The organism is Psychrobacter sp. 28M-43 (genome assembly GCF_014770435.1).
Taxonomy (GTDB): Bacteria; Pseudomonadota; Gammaproteobacteria; order Pseudomonadales; family Moraxellaceae; genus Psychrobacter.
Genome location: NZ_CP061739.1, coordinates 149,699 through 171,067 on the forward strand (window position 1 = coordinate 149,699; position 21,369 = coordinate 171,067).

General features: G+C 42.1%; 19 protein-coding genes. 10 read left to right on the forward strand and 9 right to left on the reverse strand.

The genetic code is table 11. From position 1 onward, the window contains the following. Positions 1-21 precede the first annotated feature (21 nt). The 3 genes from panC to yjgA are packed head-to-tail and all read left to right on the forward strand — an operon-like array spanning position 22 to position 2,503. Positions 22-924, forward strand: coding sequence for a pantoate--beta-alanine ligase (gene panC, locus IEE84_RS00645; RefSeq protein ID WP_191114532.1), 903 nt, complete (start codon positions 22-24; stop codon positions 922-924). Positions 925-975: 51 nt separating this feature from the next. Further along, on the forward strand, positions 976-1,941 hold the full coding sequence (gene rapZ / locus IEE84_RS00650; RefSeq protein WP_191114533.1) for an RNase adapter RapZ: 966 nt from the start codon (positions 976-978) through the stop codon (positions 1,939-1,941). 49 nt (positions 1,942-1,990) lie between these two features. Further along, complete coding sequence (gene yjgA, locus IEE84_RS00655) at positions 1,991-2,503, forward strand: ribosome biogenesis factor YjgA (protein ID WP_057757930.1); 513 nt, start codon at positions 1,991-1,993, stop codon at positions 2,501-2,503. A 200-nt stretch (positions 2,504-2,703) separates the two neighbouring features. On the opposite strand, the gene IEE84_RS00660 is transcribed toward yjgA, so the two are convergent. Continuing rightward, positions 2,704-3,324, reverse strand: coding sequence for a thiol:disulfide interchange protein DsbA/DsbL (locus IEE84_RS00660; RefSeq protein WP_057757933.1), 621 nt, complete (start codon positions 3,322-3,324; stop codon positions 2,704-2,706). A gap of 505 nt (positions 3,325-3,829) precedes the next feature. Here IEE84_RS00660 and ubiG point away from each other — a divergent pair. The 4 genes from ubiG (at position 3,830) to IEE84_RS00680 (ending at position 6,821) form a co-directional block, all read left to right on the forward strand. Continuing rightward, entirely contained in the window at positions 3,830-4,657 is an 828-nt protein-coding gene (ubiG, locus tag IEE84_RS00665) for a bifunctional 2-polyprenyl-6-hydroxyphenol methylase/3-demethylubiquinol 3-O-methyltransferase UbiG (RefSeq protein WP_191114534.1), read from the forward strand. Positions 4,658-4,724: 67 nt separating this feature from the next. Continuing rightward, positions 4,725-5,435: an HAD family hydrolase gene (locus IEE84_RS00670; RefSeq protein ID WP_191114535.1), complete on the forward strand. Its 711-nt coding sequence runs from the start codon at positions 4,725-4,727 to the stop codon at positions 5,433-5,435. Between the two features lie 125 nt (positions 5,436-5,560). After that, the gene (locus tag IEE84_RS00675; RefSeq protein WP_224737810.1) at positions 5,561-6,397 is read left to right on the forward strand and encodes a YciK family oxidoreductase; all 837 of its coding nucleotides are present in this window, start codon (positions 5,561-5,563) and stop codon (positions 6,395-6,397) included. Positions 6,398-6,554: 157 nt separating this feature from the next. Further along, positions 6,555-6,821: a DksA/TraR family C4-type zinc finger protein gene (locus tag IEE84_RS00680; RefSeq protein WP_101204603.1), complete on the forward strand. Its 267-nt coding sequence runs from the start codon at positions 6,555-6,557 to the stop codon at positions 6,819-6,821. A gap of 78 nt (positions 6,822-6,899) precedes the next feature. On the opposite strand, the gene IEE84_RS00685 is transcribed toward IEE84_RS00680, so the two are convergent. Beyond that, on the reverse strand, positions 6,900-8,159 hold the full coding sequence (locus tag IEE84_RS00685; protein ID WP_224737813.1) for a CobW family GTP-binding protein: 1,260 nt from the start codon (positions 8,157-8,159) through the stop codon (positions 6,900-6,902). Between the two features lie 79 nt (positions 8,160-8,238). Beyond that, complete coding sequence (ompR, locus tag IEE84_RS00690; RefSeq protein WP_057757943.1) at positions 8,239-8,997, reverse strand: osmolarity response regulator transcription factor OmpR; 759 nt, start codon at positions 8,995-8,997, stop codon at positions 8,239-8,241. A gap of 378 nt (positions 8,998-9,375) precedes the next feature. On the opposite strand from ompR, the gene IEE84_RS00695 reads away from it, so the two are divergent. Further along, entirely contained in the window at positions 9,376-11,922 is a 2,547-nt protein-coding gene (locus tag IEE84_RS00695; RefSeq protein WP_191114536.1) for a Tex family protein, read from the forward strand. Between the two features lie 116 nt (positions 11,923-12,038). Here IEE84_RS00695 and IEE84_RS00700 read toward each other — a convergent pair whose 3' ends face one another. Next, positions 12,039-12,617 carry a hypothetical protein gene (locus IEE84_RS00700; RefSeq protein WP_191114537.1) on the reverse strand — a complete coding sequence of 193 codons (579 nt, stop codon included), beginning with the start codon at positions 12,615-12,617 and terminating at the stop codon, positions 12,039-12,041. Between the two features lie 753 nt (positions 12,618-13,370). Further along, the gene (locus IEE84_RS00705; protein WP_191114538.1) at positions 13,371-14,657 is read right to left on the reverse strand and encodes a saccharopine dehydrogenase family protein; all 1,287 of its coding nucleotides are present in this window, start codon (positions 14,655-14,657) and stop codon (positions 13,371-13,373) included. A 502-nt stretch (positions 14,658-15,159) separates the two neighbouring features. Here IEE84_RS00705 and IEE84_RS00710 point away from each other — a divergent pair. Further along, complete coding sequence (locus IEE84_RS00710; protein ID WP_082624527.1) at positions 15,160-15,315, forward strand: DUF1328 domain-containing protein; 156 nt, start codon at positions 15,160-15,162, stop codon at positions 15,313-15,315. 110 nt (positions 15,316-15,425) lie between these two features. Here IEE84_RS00710 and IEE84_RS00715 read toward each other — a convergent pair whose 3' ends face one another. The 4 genes from IEE84_RS00715 to IEE84_RS00730 form a co-directional block, all read right to left on the reverse strand. After that, a complete protein-coding gene (locus tag IEE84_RS00715) occupies positions 15,426-15,719 on the reverse strand; it encodes a 4a-hydroxytetrahydrobiopterin dehydratase (protein ID WP_057757953.1) in 294 nt (97 codons plus the stop codon). A gap of 157 nt (positions 15,720-15,876) precedes the next feature. Beyond that, on the reverse strand, positions 15,877-16,170 hold the full coding sequence (locus tag IEE84_RS00720; protein WP_191114539.1) for a GNAT family N-acetyltransferase: 294 nt from the start codon (positions 16,168-16,170) through the stop codon (positions 15,877-15,879). A 199-nt stretch (positions 16,171-16,369) separates the two neighbouring features. Beyond that, positions 16,370-17,818: a fatty acid desaturase family protein gene (locus tag IEE84_RS00725; protein WP_191114540.1), complete on the reverse strand. Its 1,449-nt coding sequence runs from the start codon at positions 17,816-17,818 to the stop codon at positions 16,370-16,372. A gap of 158 nt (positions 17,819-17,976) precedes the next feature. Then, positions 17,977-19,179 (reverse strand): flavin reductase family protein, encoded by a 1,203-nt coding sequence (locus IEE84_RS00730; RefSeq protein WP_191114541.1) that lies wholly within the window; start codon positions 19,177-19,179, stop codon positions 17,977-17,979. Positions 19,180-19,629: 450 nt separating this feature from the next. Here IEE84_RS00730 and ettA point away from each other — a divergent pair, with 450 nt between their 5' ends. Further along, positions 19,630-21,291: an energy-dependent translational throttle protein EttA gene (gene ettA / locus IEE84_RS00735; RefSeq protein WP_057757965.1), complete on the forward strand. Its 1,662-nt coding sequence runs from the start codon at positions 19,630-19,632 to the stop codon at positions 21,289-21,291. Positions 21,292-21,369: the final 78 nt, after the last annotated feature.

Sequence of the window (21,369 nt, forward strand, 5' to 3'; positions counted from 1 at the left end):
TTGAATAGAAGAAAAGTAATCATGTCTCCAATTATTTATCATGATATCTCGTCACTACGTGAAGCGCTTCAGCCTTATCGTGGTCAGCAAAATGACAAACAAGGCCGTCAGCAGCGCATTGCGTTAGTACCAACGATGGGTAATCTGCATGACGGTCATCTTGAGCTAGTAAGAATTGCCAAGCAGCATGCAGATGTAGTGGTGGTCAGTATCTTTGTTAACCCTACTCAGTTTGGCGTTGGGGAAGATTTTGATAGCTATCCACGTACATTAGATGCAGATGTGGCCAAGCTTGCGACAGTTAATGCAGATTACGTGTTTGCACCTAGCATTGATGCAATGTATCCAGTATTACCACCACCTACTGCGGTGTTGGCTGGTGCTATTGCCAATCAGTTATGTGGTCAATCACGTCCTGGACACTTTGATGGTGTTGGTATTGTGGTCGCTAAATTATTCAATATCGTACAACCAGATGTGGCAGTATTTGGACAAAAAGACTATCAGCAGCTTGCTATCATTAAGCAGTTGGTACGTGACTTGAGTTATCCTATTAATATCATTGGTGCACCTATTGTTCGTGCTGATGATGGCTTAGCGCTATCATCGCGCAATCAATACTTAAGTGCAGATGAGCGTCAAGTAGCTCCTGTATTACATGAGGCATTGCAAGACTTAGCGCAGAGTTTGAAAAGTACGGTTCTTAGTCAGCAAGCATTTGATAAGCTATTAATAGAGACGCGGACACATATTAGTGACGCAGGTTTTATTATTGATTATCTGGAAATAAAGACTGAGGAGTTAGGTTCTGTCGTAAGTGACTCTAAAGCCTTTAATATAGAAAACAAAAACATCGTTATTTTAGTTGCAGCGTGGCTAGGAAAAGCGCGTTTGTTAGACAATCAGTTGGTAGTGGTAAATTAGCTTTTATGACATAGCAGTAGACTAGACACAATAGACTTGGATGAGTAGATCATGGGTGTAAGTCAGGATCAAAATAGTAATACAGCAGCAACGATAGCGGATCAGACGTCTACGAATAAGCTCAGTATATTGGTGGTCTCAGGGCGTTCAGGATCTGGTAAAACCTCAGTATTGAATATCTTAGAAGATCTAGGCTATTACTCTATTGATAATTTGCCGCTGTCTTTATTACCTAATGCTGCTCATAAGTTAGTCAATGAAAGCGGCATTCATCGTATTGCGCTGGGTGTCGATATTCGAACGCCACGTGCGGATTTATCTAACTTTGTAGTGACGTATGCTTCTCTCAAGGAGACTTATGGGTCTCATGCGGTACAGGTCTTATATGTGACTGCACAAGAGAGTACGCTGATAGCCCGTTTCAATGCGACGCGCCGTGTACATCCGCTAATGTCACAAGATATTGATAGTGATAACGCTAAACATATTGCCTTTAATTTACCTGCTGCTATCAAAAAAGAAGTTGAGCTATTAGAGCCAATTGCTAGTCATGCTGATATTAGGATTGATACCAGTAGCCTAAATATTCATCAGCTGAAAGACAGCTTGCGTGAACACATAGGCATGGACAATCAGATTGTCATCAATCTACTGTCTTTCGGTTTTAAATACGGTAGTCCTATCGATGCTGACTTTGTATTCGATGTTAGAATTTTACCGAATCCGCATTGGAACCCTGAGTTACGTGACTCGACAGGTCTAGATACTGAGGTAGGCGCATTCTTTTCAGATTATCCAGAAGTAGCAGAAATGATGGGTGATATTTATAAGTTTTTGACCCGTTGGCTACCAGAGTTTTTGCACAATAATCGTCATACGGTCACGGTTGCTATAGGCTGTACGGGCGGCAAACATCGCTCTGTTTTTATCACTGATCATCTACAACGCCGCCTTGCTGAGGCCATGCCTAAAGGCGTGAAGGTATTGGCAAAACACCGCGAAAAAAGTCGTTGGTAATGATATCAGATACTATTTAATTTATTAATTATTATTTTGGAAAGCTTTTATGATTGACTGGAAAGAACAGGACATGCGCGTCTCGCGCACAGAACTCAAAAAAGCCCATGAGCGCTTGCAGCAGTTATCGATACCGCTTGCTAGCTTATCGAAAAAACAGCTAAAAGCTTTACCTGCCAGTGATTATTTTATGGCAGAGCTAATGGCATTGGCTGATATTACTAGCGCCAATGCTCGCAACCGTCAGACCAAACGTGTTGGCAAGCTGATGATTGAAGAAAATCGCCATGAGCTGATAAAGGCATTATTTGATGCCTTTTTTCCTAAAGAGCAAGTCTCAAAAATAGAGAGCTGGTACGAGCGCCTGAATATCAATGATGAAGGTACGCTTAAGCAGTTTGTGAAGCAATATAAAGCTTCTGAGCACCATAGTATGTATCAGTTACTATTGTGGATAGAGTATGCCAAACACATGCAAGATGATGAGTTGCTAGCAGAATCCAAAGCAGATTTGGCAAGTTATATACGTGAAGTGGCTATTTTATCGCAGCTGAAGAAATAACATCTATATACCAAGCTAGAAATCTATTAATTAAAGTTTTATTAGTTGAAAGATAAGTAGTTAGAAAATGAGTAATTAAAAGACGTATAGCTAAAAGGTTAAGATGCAAAAAAGCCAATCAATTTATGATTGGCTTTTTTGTTCATGGCGTATAGATAGATCGTACGTCATGTGAGTTATTCAAGTACTTATGGCTTGAATTATTTCTTTTCAGCGCGAGTTTTGTCAACTAAGTAGTCAACAACTTTAGCGACTTTAGCGTTTTCACCAGTTACCACATATTTGCCTTGTACAACGACAGATGGAACACCAGTGATTTGATAACGCTTGGCGCCTTCTTGAGAGCGACCAATTTTTGTACCAACAGCGAATGAGTTATATAGGCTGTTAAATTTCTTTTCATCAACGCCTTTTGATGCATACCATTTGCTTAGTGACGCTTGATCAAACAGTTTTTTACCATCTTTATGGATAGCGTCAAATAATGCGTCATGAGTTTTGCTTTCAAAGCCTAAAAGCTGAGCTGCATAAAAACCGCGTGCATTGGCTTCCCAAACAGGGTTAAGTGCCGCTGGTGTCTTAAAGAATGCAACGTCTTTGTCTTTGGTTTTTGCCCATTTTTCCATGTGCGGGTTAAGCGCATTACAATGTGGGCAACCATACCAAAAGAATTCACGAACAATGATAGCATCACCGCTGATTTTCTCTGGGTTGTCTAGCACACGGTAATCTTTTCCAGCGACATAGTCTGCAGCTTGTGCGCCCATAGAGGCAAGTCCAATGGCCATGGCTAGACCAGTCAGTGTGATGACACGTTTCATACTTTATCCTTGAGGTGTGGAGACTTAGAATGGGTTAAGAGGTTGGTGTCTATATGGTTGTTAAACATTTGACACTTCAAAATATATAGCTTTTAAAGCGTCTAAACCAGACAGTGTCGAGTATAATCGAACAATAGCAAAGTATCGACTATGATAACGTAAAATGTATGTACTTGTGAATCGCATTCTTAACCGATAGTTGTAAAGCTGTTAGCTATTATTTAAGGTATATTGCTTGTTACTTTCTGAACCTACTGTTTCTCAAACGTCTAATTTGTTTCTATATAGGATTTAAGAGATTTAAAAGTATCAGAATGCGATGTTGTCACAAGGATACGTATCTTTTCTATATCAAGATACTGCCCAAAAAACAGGGTAAAGTTTAAGCCTATTCACAATCGCTGACGATGTGCTTACGACAAAACTGCTACTCTCATGCTAATATTAAGCACATAATCGTGCACTGTAAACGATAATAACGATAGTGACAATCAAGGAATATACCATGAGCTCAGCTTTAAATTCTTCATCAACTTCAAGTGATCAGAATAATAATAGTGCTTTCAATAATACAGAGTCTAACACCATCAACGTGGATCCTAGCGAAGTCGAAAAATTTAATAACTTGGCGAGTGAGTGGTGGAGCAATACAGGGGCGTTTGCAACGCTACACGAGATCAATCCATTACGTTTAAACTGGATAGAAGAAAACGTCAAACGTGGTTATCAAGACGCTGCTAATAAAACCGCTGAGCAAGGACTTGCTGGCAAAAAAGTACTCGATGTAGGGTGCGGCGGCGGAATATTGTCAGAATCTATGGCACGCCGCGGTGCTGATGTGACAGGGATTGATTTAGGTACAGAAAACTTAAAGGCTGCAGCATTACATGCGGAGCAAAGCCAGTTAGAGAGCACGCTTCGTTATCAGCATATACCCGTTGAAGAGTTGGCAAAAACACATGCTGGTCAGTTTGATGTAGTGACTTGTATGGAGATGCTAGAGCACGTGCCAGATCCTAGCTCGATCGTGCAGGCTTGTTATGAGTTGTTGGCTCCTGGCGGTGTCTGTGTACTATCAACGATTAATCGCAATCCTAAGTCTTATCTGTTTGCCATCGTTGGTGCAGAGTATGTACTGCGGTTGCTTGATCGCGGCACCCATGACTATGCTAAATTTATTACGCCAGCAGAATTAGACAAAATGGCCCTTAACACTGGATTTGTTCGTCAGGATATTATCGGTTTGCATTATAATCCGCTGACCAAACGCTACTGGCTTGCCCAAAACGTCGATGTTAATTATATGATAGCCGTACAAAAGCCATTGGTTTAATGCTGCACGCAGCCATTTATTTGCCATACTTTCACTAAACACGTCATCAATCTCAAGAGCATTCACTATGACCCAATTTGTAAAAGCTGTTTTATTTGACCTTGATGGGACATTAATCGATACTGCTGCTGATTTTGTTCGTATCATTGGTAAAATGAGTCTCGAAAATGACTGGCAGGCACCGCCTGAAGCGGAAATCCGCGAGCAAGTCTCTGCGGGTGCCTCGGCCATGGTGCAATTGATGCTAAGACATAACGATCAACTCGAAGTCAGCGAGGAAGAGTTGCTTGAGTTTCGTCAGCAGTTCTTAGATGATTATGAAGCAGATATCTGTGTCGATAGCTGCGTGTTTCAGGCGCTTGAAGCGGTACTGACTGAACTTGAAGCAAAGGGCGTGCCATGGGGTATCGTTACCAACAAGCCGCGTTATTTAGCCGAAAAGCTATTAAGTGAGATGCAACTGGATCAACGCTGTGCGGTTTTGGTCTGTCCAGATGATGTATCACGTACCAAACCAGACCCAGAGCCAATGTATATGGCGCTGGAAAAACTGGGTATTCCACGAGGCGCGGCAGGCTGCGTGCTCTATGTCGGTGATCATGTGCGTGATATTGAAGCTGGCAACGCCGCTGGCATGCCAACGATTTTGGCCGCTTATGGATATATTCCACCTGAAGATCAAAAGTCTTTAAAAAAATGGGGCGCCGACTATATTACGGATACGCCTGAGCAGTTAAATAAATTACTGCTATCGTCTGGTAAGTTTGAGTATTTATAGACTGCTATTTTCTAAGCTGCCTTAGTAGAGCTAGTAATAAAGCTAAAGCACAAATTTTATAACATCGAATTTATAACTATAAGCACATATCCTCAACGATTTAATGATAAGTAGTGAGCAATGCCATGAGTGACAATAATAACCAACCAGTCGTTCCACAAGACAATAAAAAAACTGCTCAAAGTCCTATTCAGCCTTTGACTCATGATGATATTCGTAGCTTTGTACCGTCAAGTAACTGCTTAAATGGCAAGACTATTTTAGTGACTGGAGCAGGGGATGGTATTGGCCGCGTTGCGGCGTTGACCTATGCTCGTTATGGTGCCACTGTTCTATTGTTAGGACGTACTAGTAGTAAACTTGAATACGTCTACGATGAGATTGAGAGCCTTGGTGGTAAGCAGCCTGCTATGTTGCCGATGAATCTAGAAGGGGCGACTTACGCTGAAATGCAGCAGCTCGAAGGGCTAATCAATAAAGAAGTCGGCCAGTTAGATGGCATATTGCATAATGCTGGTGTATTAGGACAACTGACGCCGCTTGAGATGTATGACGTCGATACTTTTGCCCAAGTGATGAAAGTTAATTTCACTGCGACTTTTATGCTGACTCAAGCGCTATTACCGCTATTAAAAGATGCTGATCATGGCTCTGTTGTCTTTACCTCTAGCACTGTAGGTACACATCCTCGCGCATTTTGGGGTGCTTATGCACTCTCCAAACAAGCAGTAGAAGGTATGAGTGATATCTTTACTCAAGAGACGCAGAACACAACCAATCTACGTTTTAACTGCGTTAATCCAGGTGGTACTCGTACCAATATGCGCTCACATGCGTATCCAGGTGAAAACCCTATGAGCTTAAAAACACCTGAAGATATCATGGCAGGCTATGTCTGTCTGATGAGTGATGAAAGTATTGGCGTACGCGGTCAAGTGATTGAGCTACAACCTAAAGATTAGTAGCGAAGTTTTAAGTTGAGTCAAAATAACTACGTCATTCTTTATTGACGGTTTTATACACTATTGCAGGTTGCAATTAACCATAGCTAGCCCCATCTATTTGTTATTAAAGACATTTGCATTGTCTAATTATAATGAATAAAAATAGGATAAAATTATGGCAGGTGGCTGGTCAAGAGATGGTGCTGAGCACGAACAAATGGATGCAACTGTAAATGATGCGTTGGAGCGAGCGCGACGTTCGTTACCGACAGGTGTGAGTGCTGAGCTGTGTGACGAATGTGGTAAGCCTATTCCAGAGGCAAGGCGACTGGCAGTGCCCGGTATTCAGCACTGCGTTAGCTGTCAGACGGAGCTTGAACAAGAAGCAAAAGCGGCTGAGCTATTTAACCGTCGTGGTAGTAAAGATAGTCAATTGCGTTAAAAAATAGTTAGTTGCGTTGAAAAAAAGGGCGGACATTGCTAGATAAAATAGCAATGTCCGCCCTTTTTTTGTCTGTTGCTATATAACCAGTGCCATCAGTTCGCGATCGCACTCTTCCCAATCTATCAATACTGATGACGCTTTGGCATCATTCTCAGTTTCTGATTTTTCTGTAGCTTTATCGACAGCATTTGTATCGACAGTATTGCCTAATTGCAAAATAATTTCCAATCGACTATCAGTCTGTGGGTCGATAGTTTTAGTGGTTAGACTACCAGGGTTAAAATTGATCTGCATCCAGCCGTCAGAAGTATGTACCACGCCTTTGATACGTTGCCAGTTTGGCAATGCTAACAACCAATTCTGTAAATCGTCAGCGTTTAGTATGTAGTGTGCAGGTAGTCGCCATCCAGCCAATTGAAAATCTTGCTGCTCTTCATGATAGCGATAGGGCAGATCACTATCAGCACTGGTCTGAGGATTGGCCTGAGCCTCGCTCTCATCGGTAGATGAACTCGATGATGGCAGAGTTGCTAAAGAGTTGGCTTGAGACTGTACAGCAATCATCGATTTTGTAGGATTAGAGATACTTACTTTTCGTTGATTCGAAATGATAGAGCTGGGCTTATTCAGTTGGTCGTTTAAAGTAGACGAGTATGCATCTGCTACAAGTTTATTTGCTACAAACTTATCTGATGAATGGACATCTGATGAGTCTGTTGTCTCAGGTGCCGTTAGTTCTGATGCTGCCCAGATGATTTTTACTTGTGAATTTAGCTTGGTTATCCATTCTACCAAGACCTGTTTTTCGCTAGTATCTAATTGGGTATAACGATTGATTATCAGCACATCGGCATCACGGACATGCGCTTGAAAACCATCATGGTCACGATACTTAATCTGTTGCCACTGCTCGCCACTCAGTACGGTTATCACTGCATTCATCTTTAGGGCAGTTTGCCAATGCGGCGCACTAAGTTGTAGTATCAGCTCACGTGGATGTGCCAATCCTGTGGGCTCGATTAATAATCGCTGTGCATGATGGTCACTGAGCAGACGACTGATTGCAATTTGTAAGGGCAGCTGACTGGTGCAGCAAATACAGCCACCACTGACCTCACGAATGGCGATATTTTTTTGCTCAAGATCGTTATCTTGAGAGCTTGCAAGGAGTGCGCCATCAATACCGATACGGCCAAACTCATTGATTAGGAGAGCCCAGTGCTCGTCATCAGGTTTCGAGGCCAGTAACTGATTAATTACAGTGGTTTTGCCAGCACCTAAAAACCCTGTCACTAACGTGCAGGGTATGTTTTGAAAAATAATTGGGTTTTTCACAAATAGGCTCATCATATTGGCACGTGTTTGTGAGTAAACAAACACGGCCTATATTAAAAGGAATTAGATCAGTCAAAAATTATTCACTCTTGATGGTTTCTACCTCAGCTTCATCAGGAACGAACACGTAGCCCACGCCCCATACGGTCTGGATATAACGCGCTTGTGAAGGGTTGTCCTCAATCAAGCGACGTAGACGTGATACTTGGACGTCGATAGAACGCTCCATCGCACCCCATTCACGACCACGGGCAAGGTTCATCAATTTATCACGGGTCAATGGCTCACGTGGATGCTGTACGAGCGCTTTTAGTACTGAAAACTCACCTGTCGTCAAAGTGACTACGTTACCATCACGTTTGAGCGTACGAGTCGATAGATCTAGTGTCCATGGACCAAACTCGACCACTTCCATTTGATGACTTGGCGCACCTGGCAACTCACGGTTTTGACGACGCAGTACTGCTTTGATACGAGCCAATAGCTCTTTTGGGTTAAAAGGCTTAGGCAGATAATCATCTGCACCCGCTTCTAGACCTGCAATACGGTCAGCATCGCCACCTTTGGCAGTCAGCATAATGATAGGAATATCTGCATTGTCTTCACGCAGACGCTTACAGATACTGATACCGTCTTCGCCTGGTAGCATCAAATCGAGTACGACCAAAGAGAAAAGCTCACGTTGCATGAGTTTGTCCATCTGACTACCATCATGAGCAGTACGAACGACAAAACCGTCGTCTTCTAGGAAGCGTTGCAACAAAGAGCGCAGACGAGCATCGTCATCGACGACTAAAATACGCTGAGTTAACGTGTCAGGGCTGTTGTTATCAGTCATACAGGCATCCTTTTATAAAAATTATTGTTATCAGAAACTACAAGTAAATAGCTATGAGCAAAAACACTGCCACTAATTATCATTATTTAATTATTGGTTACGAATAAGCACTTCATAAAATTAAAAACTATTGTTCAATATGTCAGCACATATCAATATTTGTGTTATTGATACTTTAGTGTATAAGATTGCACCGAGAATTGCATCACCCATGATAATAAATGCTGTATGCGTTTGTTTAACAAGTCCATAGGATGTGTGATATAGAACGATTTGCGTCCTAAAATGCGCAATAAATAACGAAAAGATAAAAAGGATTTTTATTCATGCAGCTTTTGCTATAATGCAAAGCTACATTTCTCAACGATTGATACGTATATGAGTAGCACTGATACCTTAACGTCATCTCAAACCTCGACAAATGCACAGGTTTTAGATGCAACCACACACGCGAATATTCACGACAAGCTTGCTCGCGCGCTTGGCATTAAGACTGCTCAAGTCAATGCGTTTGTCAAACTTTATGATGAAGGCGCGACGGTTCCTTTTATCGCGCGTTACCGCAAAGAAAAGACTCAGAATCTTGATGATGCGCAGCTGCGTGCTTTAGAGAAGTCTCTTAACTATGAGCGTGACATGGCAACACGTCGCCTCAAAATTACTGAGCTGCTAAGCACACAGGGCAATCTGACTGAAGAGCTACAGACGCGTATTGATAACGCGACGTCTAAGCTTGAGCTTGAAGACATCTATCTGCCATATCGTCCGCGTCGTCGTTCACCTGCTGCCAAAGCTCGCGCCGCTGGTCTTGATACTGCTGCCCAAGCGGTCTTGACCCAAGAAATCACTCCAACGGATGCCTTGGCTGATTATCAAGTCCAGTCAAGTATCACTGATGACAGTGGTAATGAAATCGAAGTTGATTTTAGCGATATTGAAAAACAACTCGCTGGCGTACAAGCGATTATCGTTGATGAATGGACACAAGCATTGGGCTTGTTGGACAACTTGCGCAGTGGCTTTGCCAAGACTGCTAGTATCGTATCGAGCGTTGCGAGCGAAGAAAAGCGCGAAGTTGGCGAAAAATTCAAAGACTACTTTGAGCATAGCGAAAGCCTTGCTCGACTGCCAAATCATCGCCTATTAGCAATGTTGCGCGGTCGTCAAGAAAACGTCTTGGGTCTAAAAATTGAAGGCGAAGACGCACCATTTATCGAAAAAATTATCAGTCATTTCGATGTTGATGCCAAAGCGCCAGCAGCACGCCGTGAGTTTTTGGCAGAGGCAGCCAGTAGCTTGTGGAAAGACAAATGGCGTCCGCATATTGAGCATCGCCTGTTAACTGAAAAGCGCTTAGCCGCAGAAGCGGATGCGATTGATGTGTTCGCTAGCAACTTACAGCATTTGCTAATGTCTGCACCTGCAGGCCCTAAAGTAATCTTAGGTGTCGATCCTGGTATCCGTCATGGCGTAAAAATGGCTATCGTCGATGCGCAAGGTCATGTCATGTCAGATAGCGAAGAGAAGCCTGTCATAGCGACAGTGTATCCGTTTGCACCTGATAATAAGATGGATGAAGCCAAGAAAGTCATCGATGCGCTGTTGAGCACTTATAACGTTGATTTGGTCGCTATCGGTAATGGTACGGCAAGTCGCGAAACAGATGCGATGATCAAAGAGATTCTGGCTGCAAATGATGCACTGAAAGCCAAAGCTGTCATTGTTAATGAGTCTGGCGCGTCTGTTTATTCAGCGAGTGAACTTGCTAGTGATGAGCTTGCCAATCTAGACGTTTCTGTACGTGGTGCGGTTTCTATCGCGCGTCGCTTGCAGGATCCATTATCAGAGCTTGTGAAAGTTGATCCAAAAGCCATTGGTGTGGGTCAATATCAGCATGACGTCAATCAAAACCAGCTTGCCGATAGTCTTGATAAAGTAACTCAAGATAGCGTGAATGCCGTGGGTGTGGATGTAAATACAGCCAGCCCAGCTATCTTGGCTCACATCGCAGGTCTTAACCGCAATGTGGCGCAGCAAATTGTCACCTATCGCAAAGAGCACGGTGCATTTGATAGCCGTGAAGCGCTTAAAAACGTCCCACGTCTAGGTGCTAAGACATTTGAGCAAGCAGCTGGTTTCTTGCGTATTCATAATGGTAGCAATCCATTAGATGCTACTGGTGTGCATCCAGAGAGCTATGCATTGGTCGATAGCTTACTCGCACAAGCGGACAAGCCGCTGTCAGAAGTCATCGGAAATGATGGCGTGTTAAATACTATTGATACGACTACATTGGCTGCTAATGACGACAATGTCAGCGTAAAAGCGATTATCGAAGAGCTTGCTAAACCTGCTCGTGATCCTCGTCCTGAGTTTAAAACGGCCAATTTCCGTGATGACGTCAATAGTATCAAAGATTTGAGCGAAGGCATGACGTTAGAAGGGGTAGTCACTAACGTAACGGCCTTTGGTTGTTTCGTTGATGTTGGCGTACATCAAGATGGTTTGGTACACATCTCGCAGATGGCCAATGACTTTGTCGCAGATCCTATGAATCGTGTCAAACCTGGTGATATCGTATCGGTACGGGTTATCTCTATCGATGAGAAACGTGGTCGTATCGGCTTTAGCATGAAACCTGAATCTGAAAAACCTGTCCGTACGGCTGCCAAGTCTACGACAGCTAGTACAGATGGTGAGAAAACCAGTCGTCCACGCAATAATAACGCAAATAGTGACCGTCCAAATAATAGCCGTCCAGCTGCTGACAAACGTCCGTCTAAGCCACGTAGCAAGCGTCAGGATAAAGACAACGCGAGCAATCGTAGTAAGCCAGTAAAAAATGATAAAGCTGAAGCCCCAAGTAAAATGGGTACATTCGGCGCTTTATTACAAGAAGCTGGTGTGACTAAAACTAAGAAATAAATACTGATAAAAATAGCTAAAATTTATAGTTTGGTATAACAAAAAAGGCAGCCATATGGCTGCCTTTTTATATAAGTAATACGCTTACAAACTAATCAAATAAACTAACTATCTGCTTAGCGTGATACAGCGATACGACGGTTTTCTTTAAACTGTACGTTTGCTGGCTGAGTAGCTAATAACTCACCACGTTTGTCTTTTTTCTTTTCTTGCAACGTACTAGCAGCATCTGCAACTTTATTCTCAGTAACCGCTTCACCAGCGATTAACGGCTGATAGTCTGCATTGCTGTGTTGCATGTTAGGCGCTTGAGCGTTCTGGACAGGAGCCTGAGCAGTTGTAGCAGTAGTCATTGCTGCCGCATTGGTTGTTGCCTGAGCGTTATTCATCAAAGCTGCGTTATCATCGCTTGCTTCATTACCCATATCGTCAGTTTCGTCGTTCATTTCATCTGCTTCACTATCCATGTCCATATCGACATCAGCAGTATTTGACGCTTCGACATCTACAGCGCCAGGTTGTGTCGCTAGCAACTCACCATCAGGACCTTCTATTTCGGCCTGTACAGTGCTTTTGACAGCAGCGTTACGCATATCTGCTGGCATTAGATCGCTATTGTTAACGGGTGCTGCCATTGCCATAGTTGGTAATACAAGGGTAGCGCCGACGATTAGTGATAAAATATTCTTTTTCATTATAGAACTCCATGATACATAATTAGCAATAGTTAAAAACGATAACTCATATTTAATGATGAGCCGTTTTTATTTAAAAGTGTCTGTAAATACTGTATGCAAATTATCAACGATGTAGTTTATATTTCAGTAGCAAACTCATTAAGGTTCTAACAGTTTAATGTTTTCTTGTGACGTTATGAAACTGTCATACTTAAAGTCTAGCTAGCATTCTGTCTTTAAATTTTATTAAAGATTCATTAGTAGCAAAGGTCGATTGTGTTATTAAAGCTGTTAATAAATGAGTCTGCTAATAACAAATATCTACCGACATCTCTAGTATTAAAAATATGAATTTTTGATTACTTATAGTTGTTATTTGAACTTAGCTGATTGTTATTAATAGTTTTTTTGAGTGCTATTTGTCAGCATTATAGAGACTTTTATCAGTAGTTTTTATTTATAATTTAAAGCCAGTGTTTAGATAATTCTTAAGTTCTATTATATAAATCCTTTGATAATGTATACTTAATTAAACTAATGTTTACATATAATTTTTCTACAATATCTATAAAATGATAGTAGCAATATTGGATTAGTAGTTAGTATCATAAAGTATTAAATAATCGGTAAACAGAAACATTGTTCACCAAAAAAATACGTTGTTCTTAATTTTATCTTCGTCTAAATATTTAGAGTAGACCATAAAAAAACCGTATCTCGAAACCAAGATACGGTCATAAAGACATTGAGCCTTTGTTCTCACTCAATAGACTAACTCTCAATCACTTCAAAGCTAAGACCAGAATGCGCTTCTAAGCGTGTTATGAGCTTATCTCCCATCGCAGATGCTGGCGTCCAGAATCCACCGCCAACGTCCTCTTTGCTGATATCTTGTGCCAGACATAATGCCGCCTGCGAAATCATGCGAGAAGTACTGCCGTAACCAGGATCTCGATCACCTGTTACTTTAACGGTAATAGTGTCATTTTTGGCCGTTTGTCCAAAGTGACGAATATCAAAGTAGCCGTTCTCTTGCTCGTCCTTAGAAGGGCCTGAGCCAGCTTTTGGTAAGACGTGCTTGGATAGTAACTCGCGACTTGGTTTAATCATCATCGCAGTGGCAAAGCCCAATAAACCTGCGCTCATGGCATAGCTAGACAGTTTTCCTTTGACACCGTCTTTCATCCACATCGCTTCGTCATACTTGAAATCGCGACCGTACTCATAGCTGAGCAATTGGTTAGTGCGATGGACGATACGCGTATTGATGGTTGCCATGACGAAGGGCGCTAACCAGCGCTTATGATTACTGTCATATACTGGTTTGCTAACATTATCCTGACGTACATTTGGTGCATCAGTATCATCGTTTAACAAGTAAGGGTTGGCCACTTGTTTGCGACGTGCTTTGTCCTCACCAGCTTCTTCAAATATTGATGCCATTGATGCGATAGTACCACCTGAGATACCACCTTTCGCTGCTTTGACACGCATATGGATGACATTACAGGTCTCACCGAACTTTTCTTCTGCCTTAGCTTGGGTAAAGTACGCACCCAAATCTGAAGGTATAGAATCAAAACCACAAGAGTTTACGATACGGGCACCACTTTGCTTGGCAGTGTCTTGGTACTTGTCCATCATATCTTTGATGAAAATAGCCTCACCAGTAAGATCGACATAATCCGTACCGTTTTCAGCACAAGATTTAATCAGTGGCTCACCATATTTCAGATATGGGCCTACAGTAGAAATGATGACTTTAGTTTGCTTTGTCATCTTATCAAGGCTGGTAGCATCGTTACTGTTGGCAATAATAATGTCTACCTTACTCTCAAGTTTGGCCTGTAGCTTATTGAGCTTGTCTTCATCACGACCTGCGATCGCCCATGATACATTTGAGCCATCTTCATTCTTATTATTTGACAAAAAATTGGTTAAATAGTGAGCAGTGATCTGACCGACGAAGCTTGTCGCACCATATAGAACAACTGCATAAGGGCGTGTGTCGCCGCTGGTTTGTTGTGTAGGGGTTTCAGTATCCGTATTAGTATCCATATGTATTGTCCTTAATAAGTTTGAGAATAAGTGGATAGTAAACTATAAACCAAGTCGTTTGATTAGGTTAGGGGTTTGTGAGGTCGCTACAGTTTATAGTTTGCAGCCAACCTTCCATAAAACATCGTATATAACGTGAGAAATTTAAAATAGTTCTGCATACAGTTGGAAGAGTAGCGTTCAGTAAAAGAGTACTCAATAAAAGCACATTCAGTTAAAAAGCGCTTAGTTAAACAACTCTCAGTTAAATAACGCTGTATTCAGAAATATAATTCTATTTCGAAAATATCATCTATTAAAGAAAAAGAGGTATGAGATATCAACAGTTACTACAAACTTTACATAACCTACCGATATTATTACTAAAATGAACGTTTTTTAGAGACGAACATTGCTAATCTATAAGCGTAAACAGTAATAACTAGCATTAGATAAAAACAAGTTAAATAGATGCTATATAAATTCTAATATCTGTTTTTTACCATTATTTGAGGAGAAGACTATGTTTCGTTGGGCTATTATTTTTGCAGTGATCGCATTATTAGCGAGTTTCCTAGGTTTTGGCGGTGTCGCAGGCTTGTCTGCTAATTTGGCATACATTTTCTTAGCAGTCGCTGTTATTTTGTTTATTGTTGCCTTTGTCAGTCGTAAAATGTAGACACGGCCTATTGTTGTAGATACCTACTATAAAAAAGACCCTCAATTGAGGGTCTTTTTTATGTTTCATCAAAGTTTTTGCTTATTAATCTGACGAATATGAATGTACTGCTATAATCGCTTGGGCTGAATAATATGCTCCATGCGTTTGGCTAAACGAATATCTAGGCTAGATATACCGCCTGTATCATGATTGGTTAAACGGACCTCTACTATATTGTAGGTATTGCGCCATTCTGGATGGTGCTCAAGCGCTTCAGCATGAAATGCTGCTTGGTTCATAAAGCTCATCGCTTCGATAAAGTCGCTGAAGTGATAGGTCTTGACGATACTATTGCCATCACGCTGCCAACCGGCAAGCTCTTCTAGCTGTAGATTTATTTGTTTGTCAGATAAACTACTCATATTAATAACCTTTATTGTTATGTCGAATTGGTTTATTAAAAGTGGTGCTGGGGTATGTCTCCTATGTTAAATAAATATCTACATATTTTTCTGCTTCGCCCGATGTCACTTAACTGAGTCTCGTTAACGAATTGATTAAGTCTAATTAGGTAGCCAGTTAAATCAAATCTTGATACTCAGGATGTTTGCTAATGTATGACGCGACAAATGAGCATTGCGGCACCACTTTCTTGTCTTGCTCACGCGCATAATTCAATGCGTGCTTTACCAGTGCTGAACCAACGCCTTGACCGCCTAATTGCTGCGGTACGATAGTATGATCGTAGACCAACTTGTCAGCACTGTCCTGATAGCTAATATAACCTGTCTGACCATTGATAGATGTCTCAAAGCGGTTCGCTGCTTGATTATGAACAATTTCTAGATTTGGTTTAGAGGTTTGGTTACTCATTCATATACTCCATTTCTTATTATCAAATTTTTATTATGAACTAAATATTTTATTAATTTAATAGTGCCAGTTTAGTATGTAGGTTTGATGCTTAACAATCTAGACGCTTACCGTAATGGTTGATAGGACGACTGTTAACGTCATCTATATCTTCCGTCCTACCTTATCATGGCCGTATCTGGTTGCAAATCTGAATATGTCACCATGCATAGGATATGGCTTTACGAACGACTGGAGGTAAAAAGCGAGTAAGATCGCCAGTATTTTCTATCGCTAATTTGTTTTCTAAATTGGCCGCTGACCTATCATCTTTATGAGTAGTACTATCTGCATTTTTCGTTGACTGTACATAGGCTTGCCATTCTTTTTCACTAGGTTTGCTAAAGTGATAAATACGTCCCAGTACTTGCTTGAGTTGTGTGCCAAAGCGGCCAGTGTTGTAGGTTAAACCATACTTACGGCATATGGCCTGTACCTGCGGTGCAATCTTTGCATAGTGGCCAGCTGGCATATCAGGAAATATATGATGCTCAATCTGATGAGATAAGTTACCTGTCAAAAGATGAAACCATTTGCTGCCTTTGATATTGCTAGAGCCAAGGATTTGGCGTACGTACCAGTCGCCTTTACTTTCATTGGCATCAAGATGGGTATAGATGTGCGCTTGCTCAGTGAAATGTCCGCAAAAAATCACCGCCCACGTCCATAGGTTACGGACAGTGTTGGCAGTCATGTTACCGCTCAACGTACTAAAGGCACTACGACGGCCTAGCGTCATCGCTACTATAGACGGCAGTACGATATAGTCTTTGCCTATTTGTCGTCCAATTTTAGCAAATAACGCGCGAGACTTTTGCTGCATGATTTTGTGCAAATCAGGAGAGTCAGCGTATTCATCTGCACTGATTTGAATATCATGAAAAGCTACTGCCCATTCAAAGCCAAATGCCAGTACCGCTGTACTAAACATATTGTAGCGATCTTCTGGCGTCCAAGGCTGCTCGTCGGTCACTCGAATCAAGTGATAGCCTACGTCATGATCACGGCCAACAATATTGGTAAAAGTGTGATGTAGATAATTATGTGAGTGTTGCCATAATGGAGCAGGGCAGACAATATCCCAGTCGAATTTTTGACTATTAAGGTGCGGATGTTGCATCCAGTCATATTGACCATGCATGACGTTATGACCCAGCTCCATATTGTTCAATATTTTGCTAAAGCTAAGTAAAGACGTACCTAGTAGCCAAGTAGTGATTAGACTGCGTTTCGATGGCATACGCCCAGCCGCAGCGAGTAAACCACGGGCAATAACTTCACTATATACCACGGTGGCATATATCCGCTGTATGTAGCGTGCATCCTCACTGCCTAGCGCATCCATAACGCTTTTATATAATGCATTGAGCTCTACGGCTAAAGCATCACTCTGAAGCTTTGATAAAGGTGCGCCAGTTACTGTTGGGTAGCGAGTCCGTATTAACGTGTCTGACTGATCGCTATCATTGATTGCTTTATCATTAAGCTGCGAGTACGGCGTTTGTGGCGTCAAAGGCAAAGGCGCGTTTTTCGCTAGCTGTGCATCGGACAGGGGCGTCAAAATAGGCACAGCAGATTGTGGCGTAGTAACGGGTGGTAGTAAGCGCATAAATAAATCCTTAACCGGAACGGCATGAGTAAGCAGCACTGCATCCGGTTTGATAAGTTATCTGAGTTTTAGCCTATAAAGTAACGCTTGTCTTCTATTTCTCATAGGTTGTCTGGCATATGCTTTCTTTTGAGCTGGTCGTTCTATTAAGTCAGTCATTAAATATCGAGTATTACATCAGTCATGGCAATATTGATGCAAGTCTGAATAGACTCGTAACCATCACCACTCACTTTCCCTGTTTGAATATTTTTGACCACGCCGCTGACTTTATTACAGCGGCACAATTGGCAAATGCCTTGCCGGCAACCATGTGCTAGCCGTACATCTGCATTCTCAGCCGCAGCCAGTATGGTCGTGTCACTGCTAAACTGTCGTTGCCGTGACCGCAAATAGACAGTGTGTTCTTCTACAGGTATCGTTTTATCGAATGTTTGATTACTGCTGATATCAACATTAGCTAGGGCATTACCAAAGCTCTCTACGATGATGTTATCGCGCAGCTGTTTGTCTGTAGGTAAGGTTATCTCTGCGGCAGCTTTATATAAGCCAGCTAATAACGCTTGTGAACCGCAGGCAAATATTTGCGTATCTGCTAGAGGTAAGTTTAGCGACAGCAGACCCTCTGCACTTAAACATCGTGTGCCAGCCAAATAGGTAGTCGGCTCTTCAGTATGGATTAGATGATAAGTGAAGTCTGGATATGCCTCGTTCAGCTGTTGCCACTGATGTTGCAGTTTGGATGAAACAGTCCGACTATAATGCAATAGCGCCACCTGATGTCCATTACTCAGGGCTTGAGTGATAAGTCCGAGCATGGGCGTGATACCGCTACCACCAGCAATAAATAGCAAAGGAATAGATTTGTCATTCTCTGATATTTCATGCCTTAGTATCGAGGTCTGTTCCAAAGTGAAATGCCCAAGTGGCAGACTTGTATCAACGACGCTAGCCAGTGGCATCTGCTTGGTTAAATAGTTAGATACCAATCCTTGCGGTTTAATCGCGATAGTTACCGTATGGCGTTGGTCTGCTGTGTTACTACTGGTAGTATCATCGAGCCACCAGAGGGGTTGATGATCCAAGCCCACTATCGAGTAGCTACGCTGGTAATAAACTCCATCGATACAAACGCGCAAATCAAGATATTGACCACCTTGCCAACCACCCATCAGCTCAGAAGTCTGTTGTTTAAAAACTCTATTGCTCTCAAATCGAAGTGCTATCAAATCATCACTTAATGTATAGCGTGCGATCAGGCGTAATTTAGGCGTCGTCAATGACCAAAACGGATGTAAGCGCGATCCGATAAAATCGACAAACGCACGTTGAATAATTTCAGGGCGATAGCCGTTGGCCATATTATCAGTACCTGTATGATTGCTATAAAGTAGGTGTTGAGACGAACACAAGGTCAGGTTATCAATCATTTTGATAATTAAATATCAAACGGATCTACTCGACCTTGTTAAGCCACACTAACATGCTAACGGCTATTGATTAAATTTGCGAAAGTTTTGATGCTATTTTTTGTGGTCTTTATAAAACGCTAATGAATCAAAATGTTAAGTTAGTTCATTAAGATAAGACTGCTTGAGTTACTTTTCCAACGCGTGTTTTATAGCTAAAGGCCATAGCCTGCTGTCAAAAACAGTAAAACAACTGGTAAAACAACCTGTCAGCTTGCAGGGTATGCGCCACAATGCGATAATGACCTATAATTTGTAACCCTGATTTTGAGGTACGGCACGCTTGGCATCATCGCTGAGTTGCATTTGCTGTTCTCTTCTATGCAGTCTATCGGAGTGTTAATGGCTCAATATATTTACACGATGAACAACGTGTCAAAACTTGTTCCCCCTAAGCGTGAAATCCTAAAAAATATTAACCTATCGTTTTTCCCTGGTGCCAAAATTGGTGTTTTGGGTATTAACGGTTCAGGTAAATCAACCTTGCTACGTATCATGGCAGGTGTGGATACTGAGTTTAGTGGTGAAGCACGCGCGCAAGCAGGTACCAAAGTTGGCTATCTGCCACAGGAACCACAGCTAGATGATAGCAAAGACGTTCGCGGTAATGTCGAAGACGGTATGCGCGAAGCGTTAGATGCGCTAGCACGTTTAGATGCTATCTATGCTGAATACGCAGAGCCTGATGCTGATTTTGATAAGCTTGCTGAAGAGCAAGGCAAGATGGAAGACATTATCCAGTCTTGGGATGCACACAACTTAAACAACCAGCTAGAAAAAGCAGCTGATGCGCTCCGTCTGCCACCATGGGATGCTGACGTTAGTAAGCTGTCTGGTGGTGAGAAACGCCGTGTGGCACTATGCCGTCTGCTATTGTCGCGCCCTGACATGCTATTACTTGACGAACCGACCAACCATTTGGACGCCGAGTCTGTTGCGTGGTTAGAGCAATTCTTGCAGAACTACAGCGGTACTATCGTTGCCATTACCCATGATCGCTATTTCTTGGATAACGTAGCTCAGTGGATCTTGGAGCTTGACCGTGGCCATGGCTATCCGTATGAAGGTAACTATACCGAGTGGCTAGAGCAAAAGAACACGCGTCTAGAGCAGCAGAACAAGCAAGAAGAATCATTTGCTAAAGCGCTGAAAAAAGAGCTTGAGTGGATTCGTAAAAACCAAAAAGGCCAACAGGCTAAATCTAAATCTCGTGTACAGCGTTTTGAAGAATTGAACTCAACTGAGTTCCAAAAACGTAATGAGACCTCTGAGATTTATATTCCACCTGGTCCACGTTTGGGTAACAAGGTTATTGAGATTAATGATATCTCTAAATCATTCGGCGATCGTCTGCTATATGAAAACCTAAGCTTTAACGTACCAGCTGGTGGTATCGTTGGTATTATCGGTCCAAATGGTGCGGGTAAAACCACGCTGTTTAACATGATTACTGAGCGCGATACGCCAGATACTGGTTCAGTCGATTTGGGTGAAAGTGTTAAAGTTGCCTATGTCGGTCAGGTACGTGATCATCTAGATGATAATAAAACCGTATGGGAAGAAGTTTCTGATGGCCTTGATATTATTACGGTTGGTGACTACACCACGCCAAGCCGTGCCTACATCGGACGTTTTAACTTTAAAGGCTCAGATCAGCAAAAGCACGTTGGTCAACTATCAGGTGGTGAGCGTAACCGTTTGCAGTTAGCGAAGACGCTAAAGCAAGGCGCAAACGTATTGCTCCTCGATGAACCATCAAACGATTTGGATATCGAAACCTTACGTGCACTAGAGGATGCGATTCAAGTATTCCCAGGTACAGTAATGGTCGTATCGCATGATCGCTGGTTCCTTGACCGTATCGCGACTCATATCTTGGCGTTCGAAGAAGAAGGCCCAGTCTGGTTCGACGGTAACTATACTGAGTTTGAAGCGTATCGTAAAAAGACAATGGGTGATGACGCCAGTCCTAAACGTGCCAAGTATAAGAAAATTACCAACTAATACGGCTGTTTAATGTAGTCCAATCCAAAAAAAGACCGCTAATCGTTAGCGGTCTTTTTTTGTTCAGCTTAAAATCTT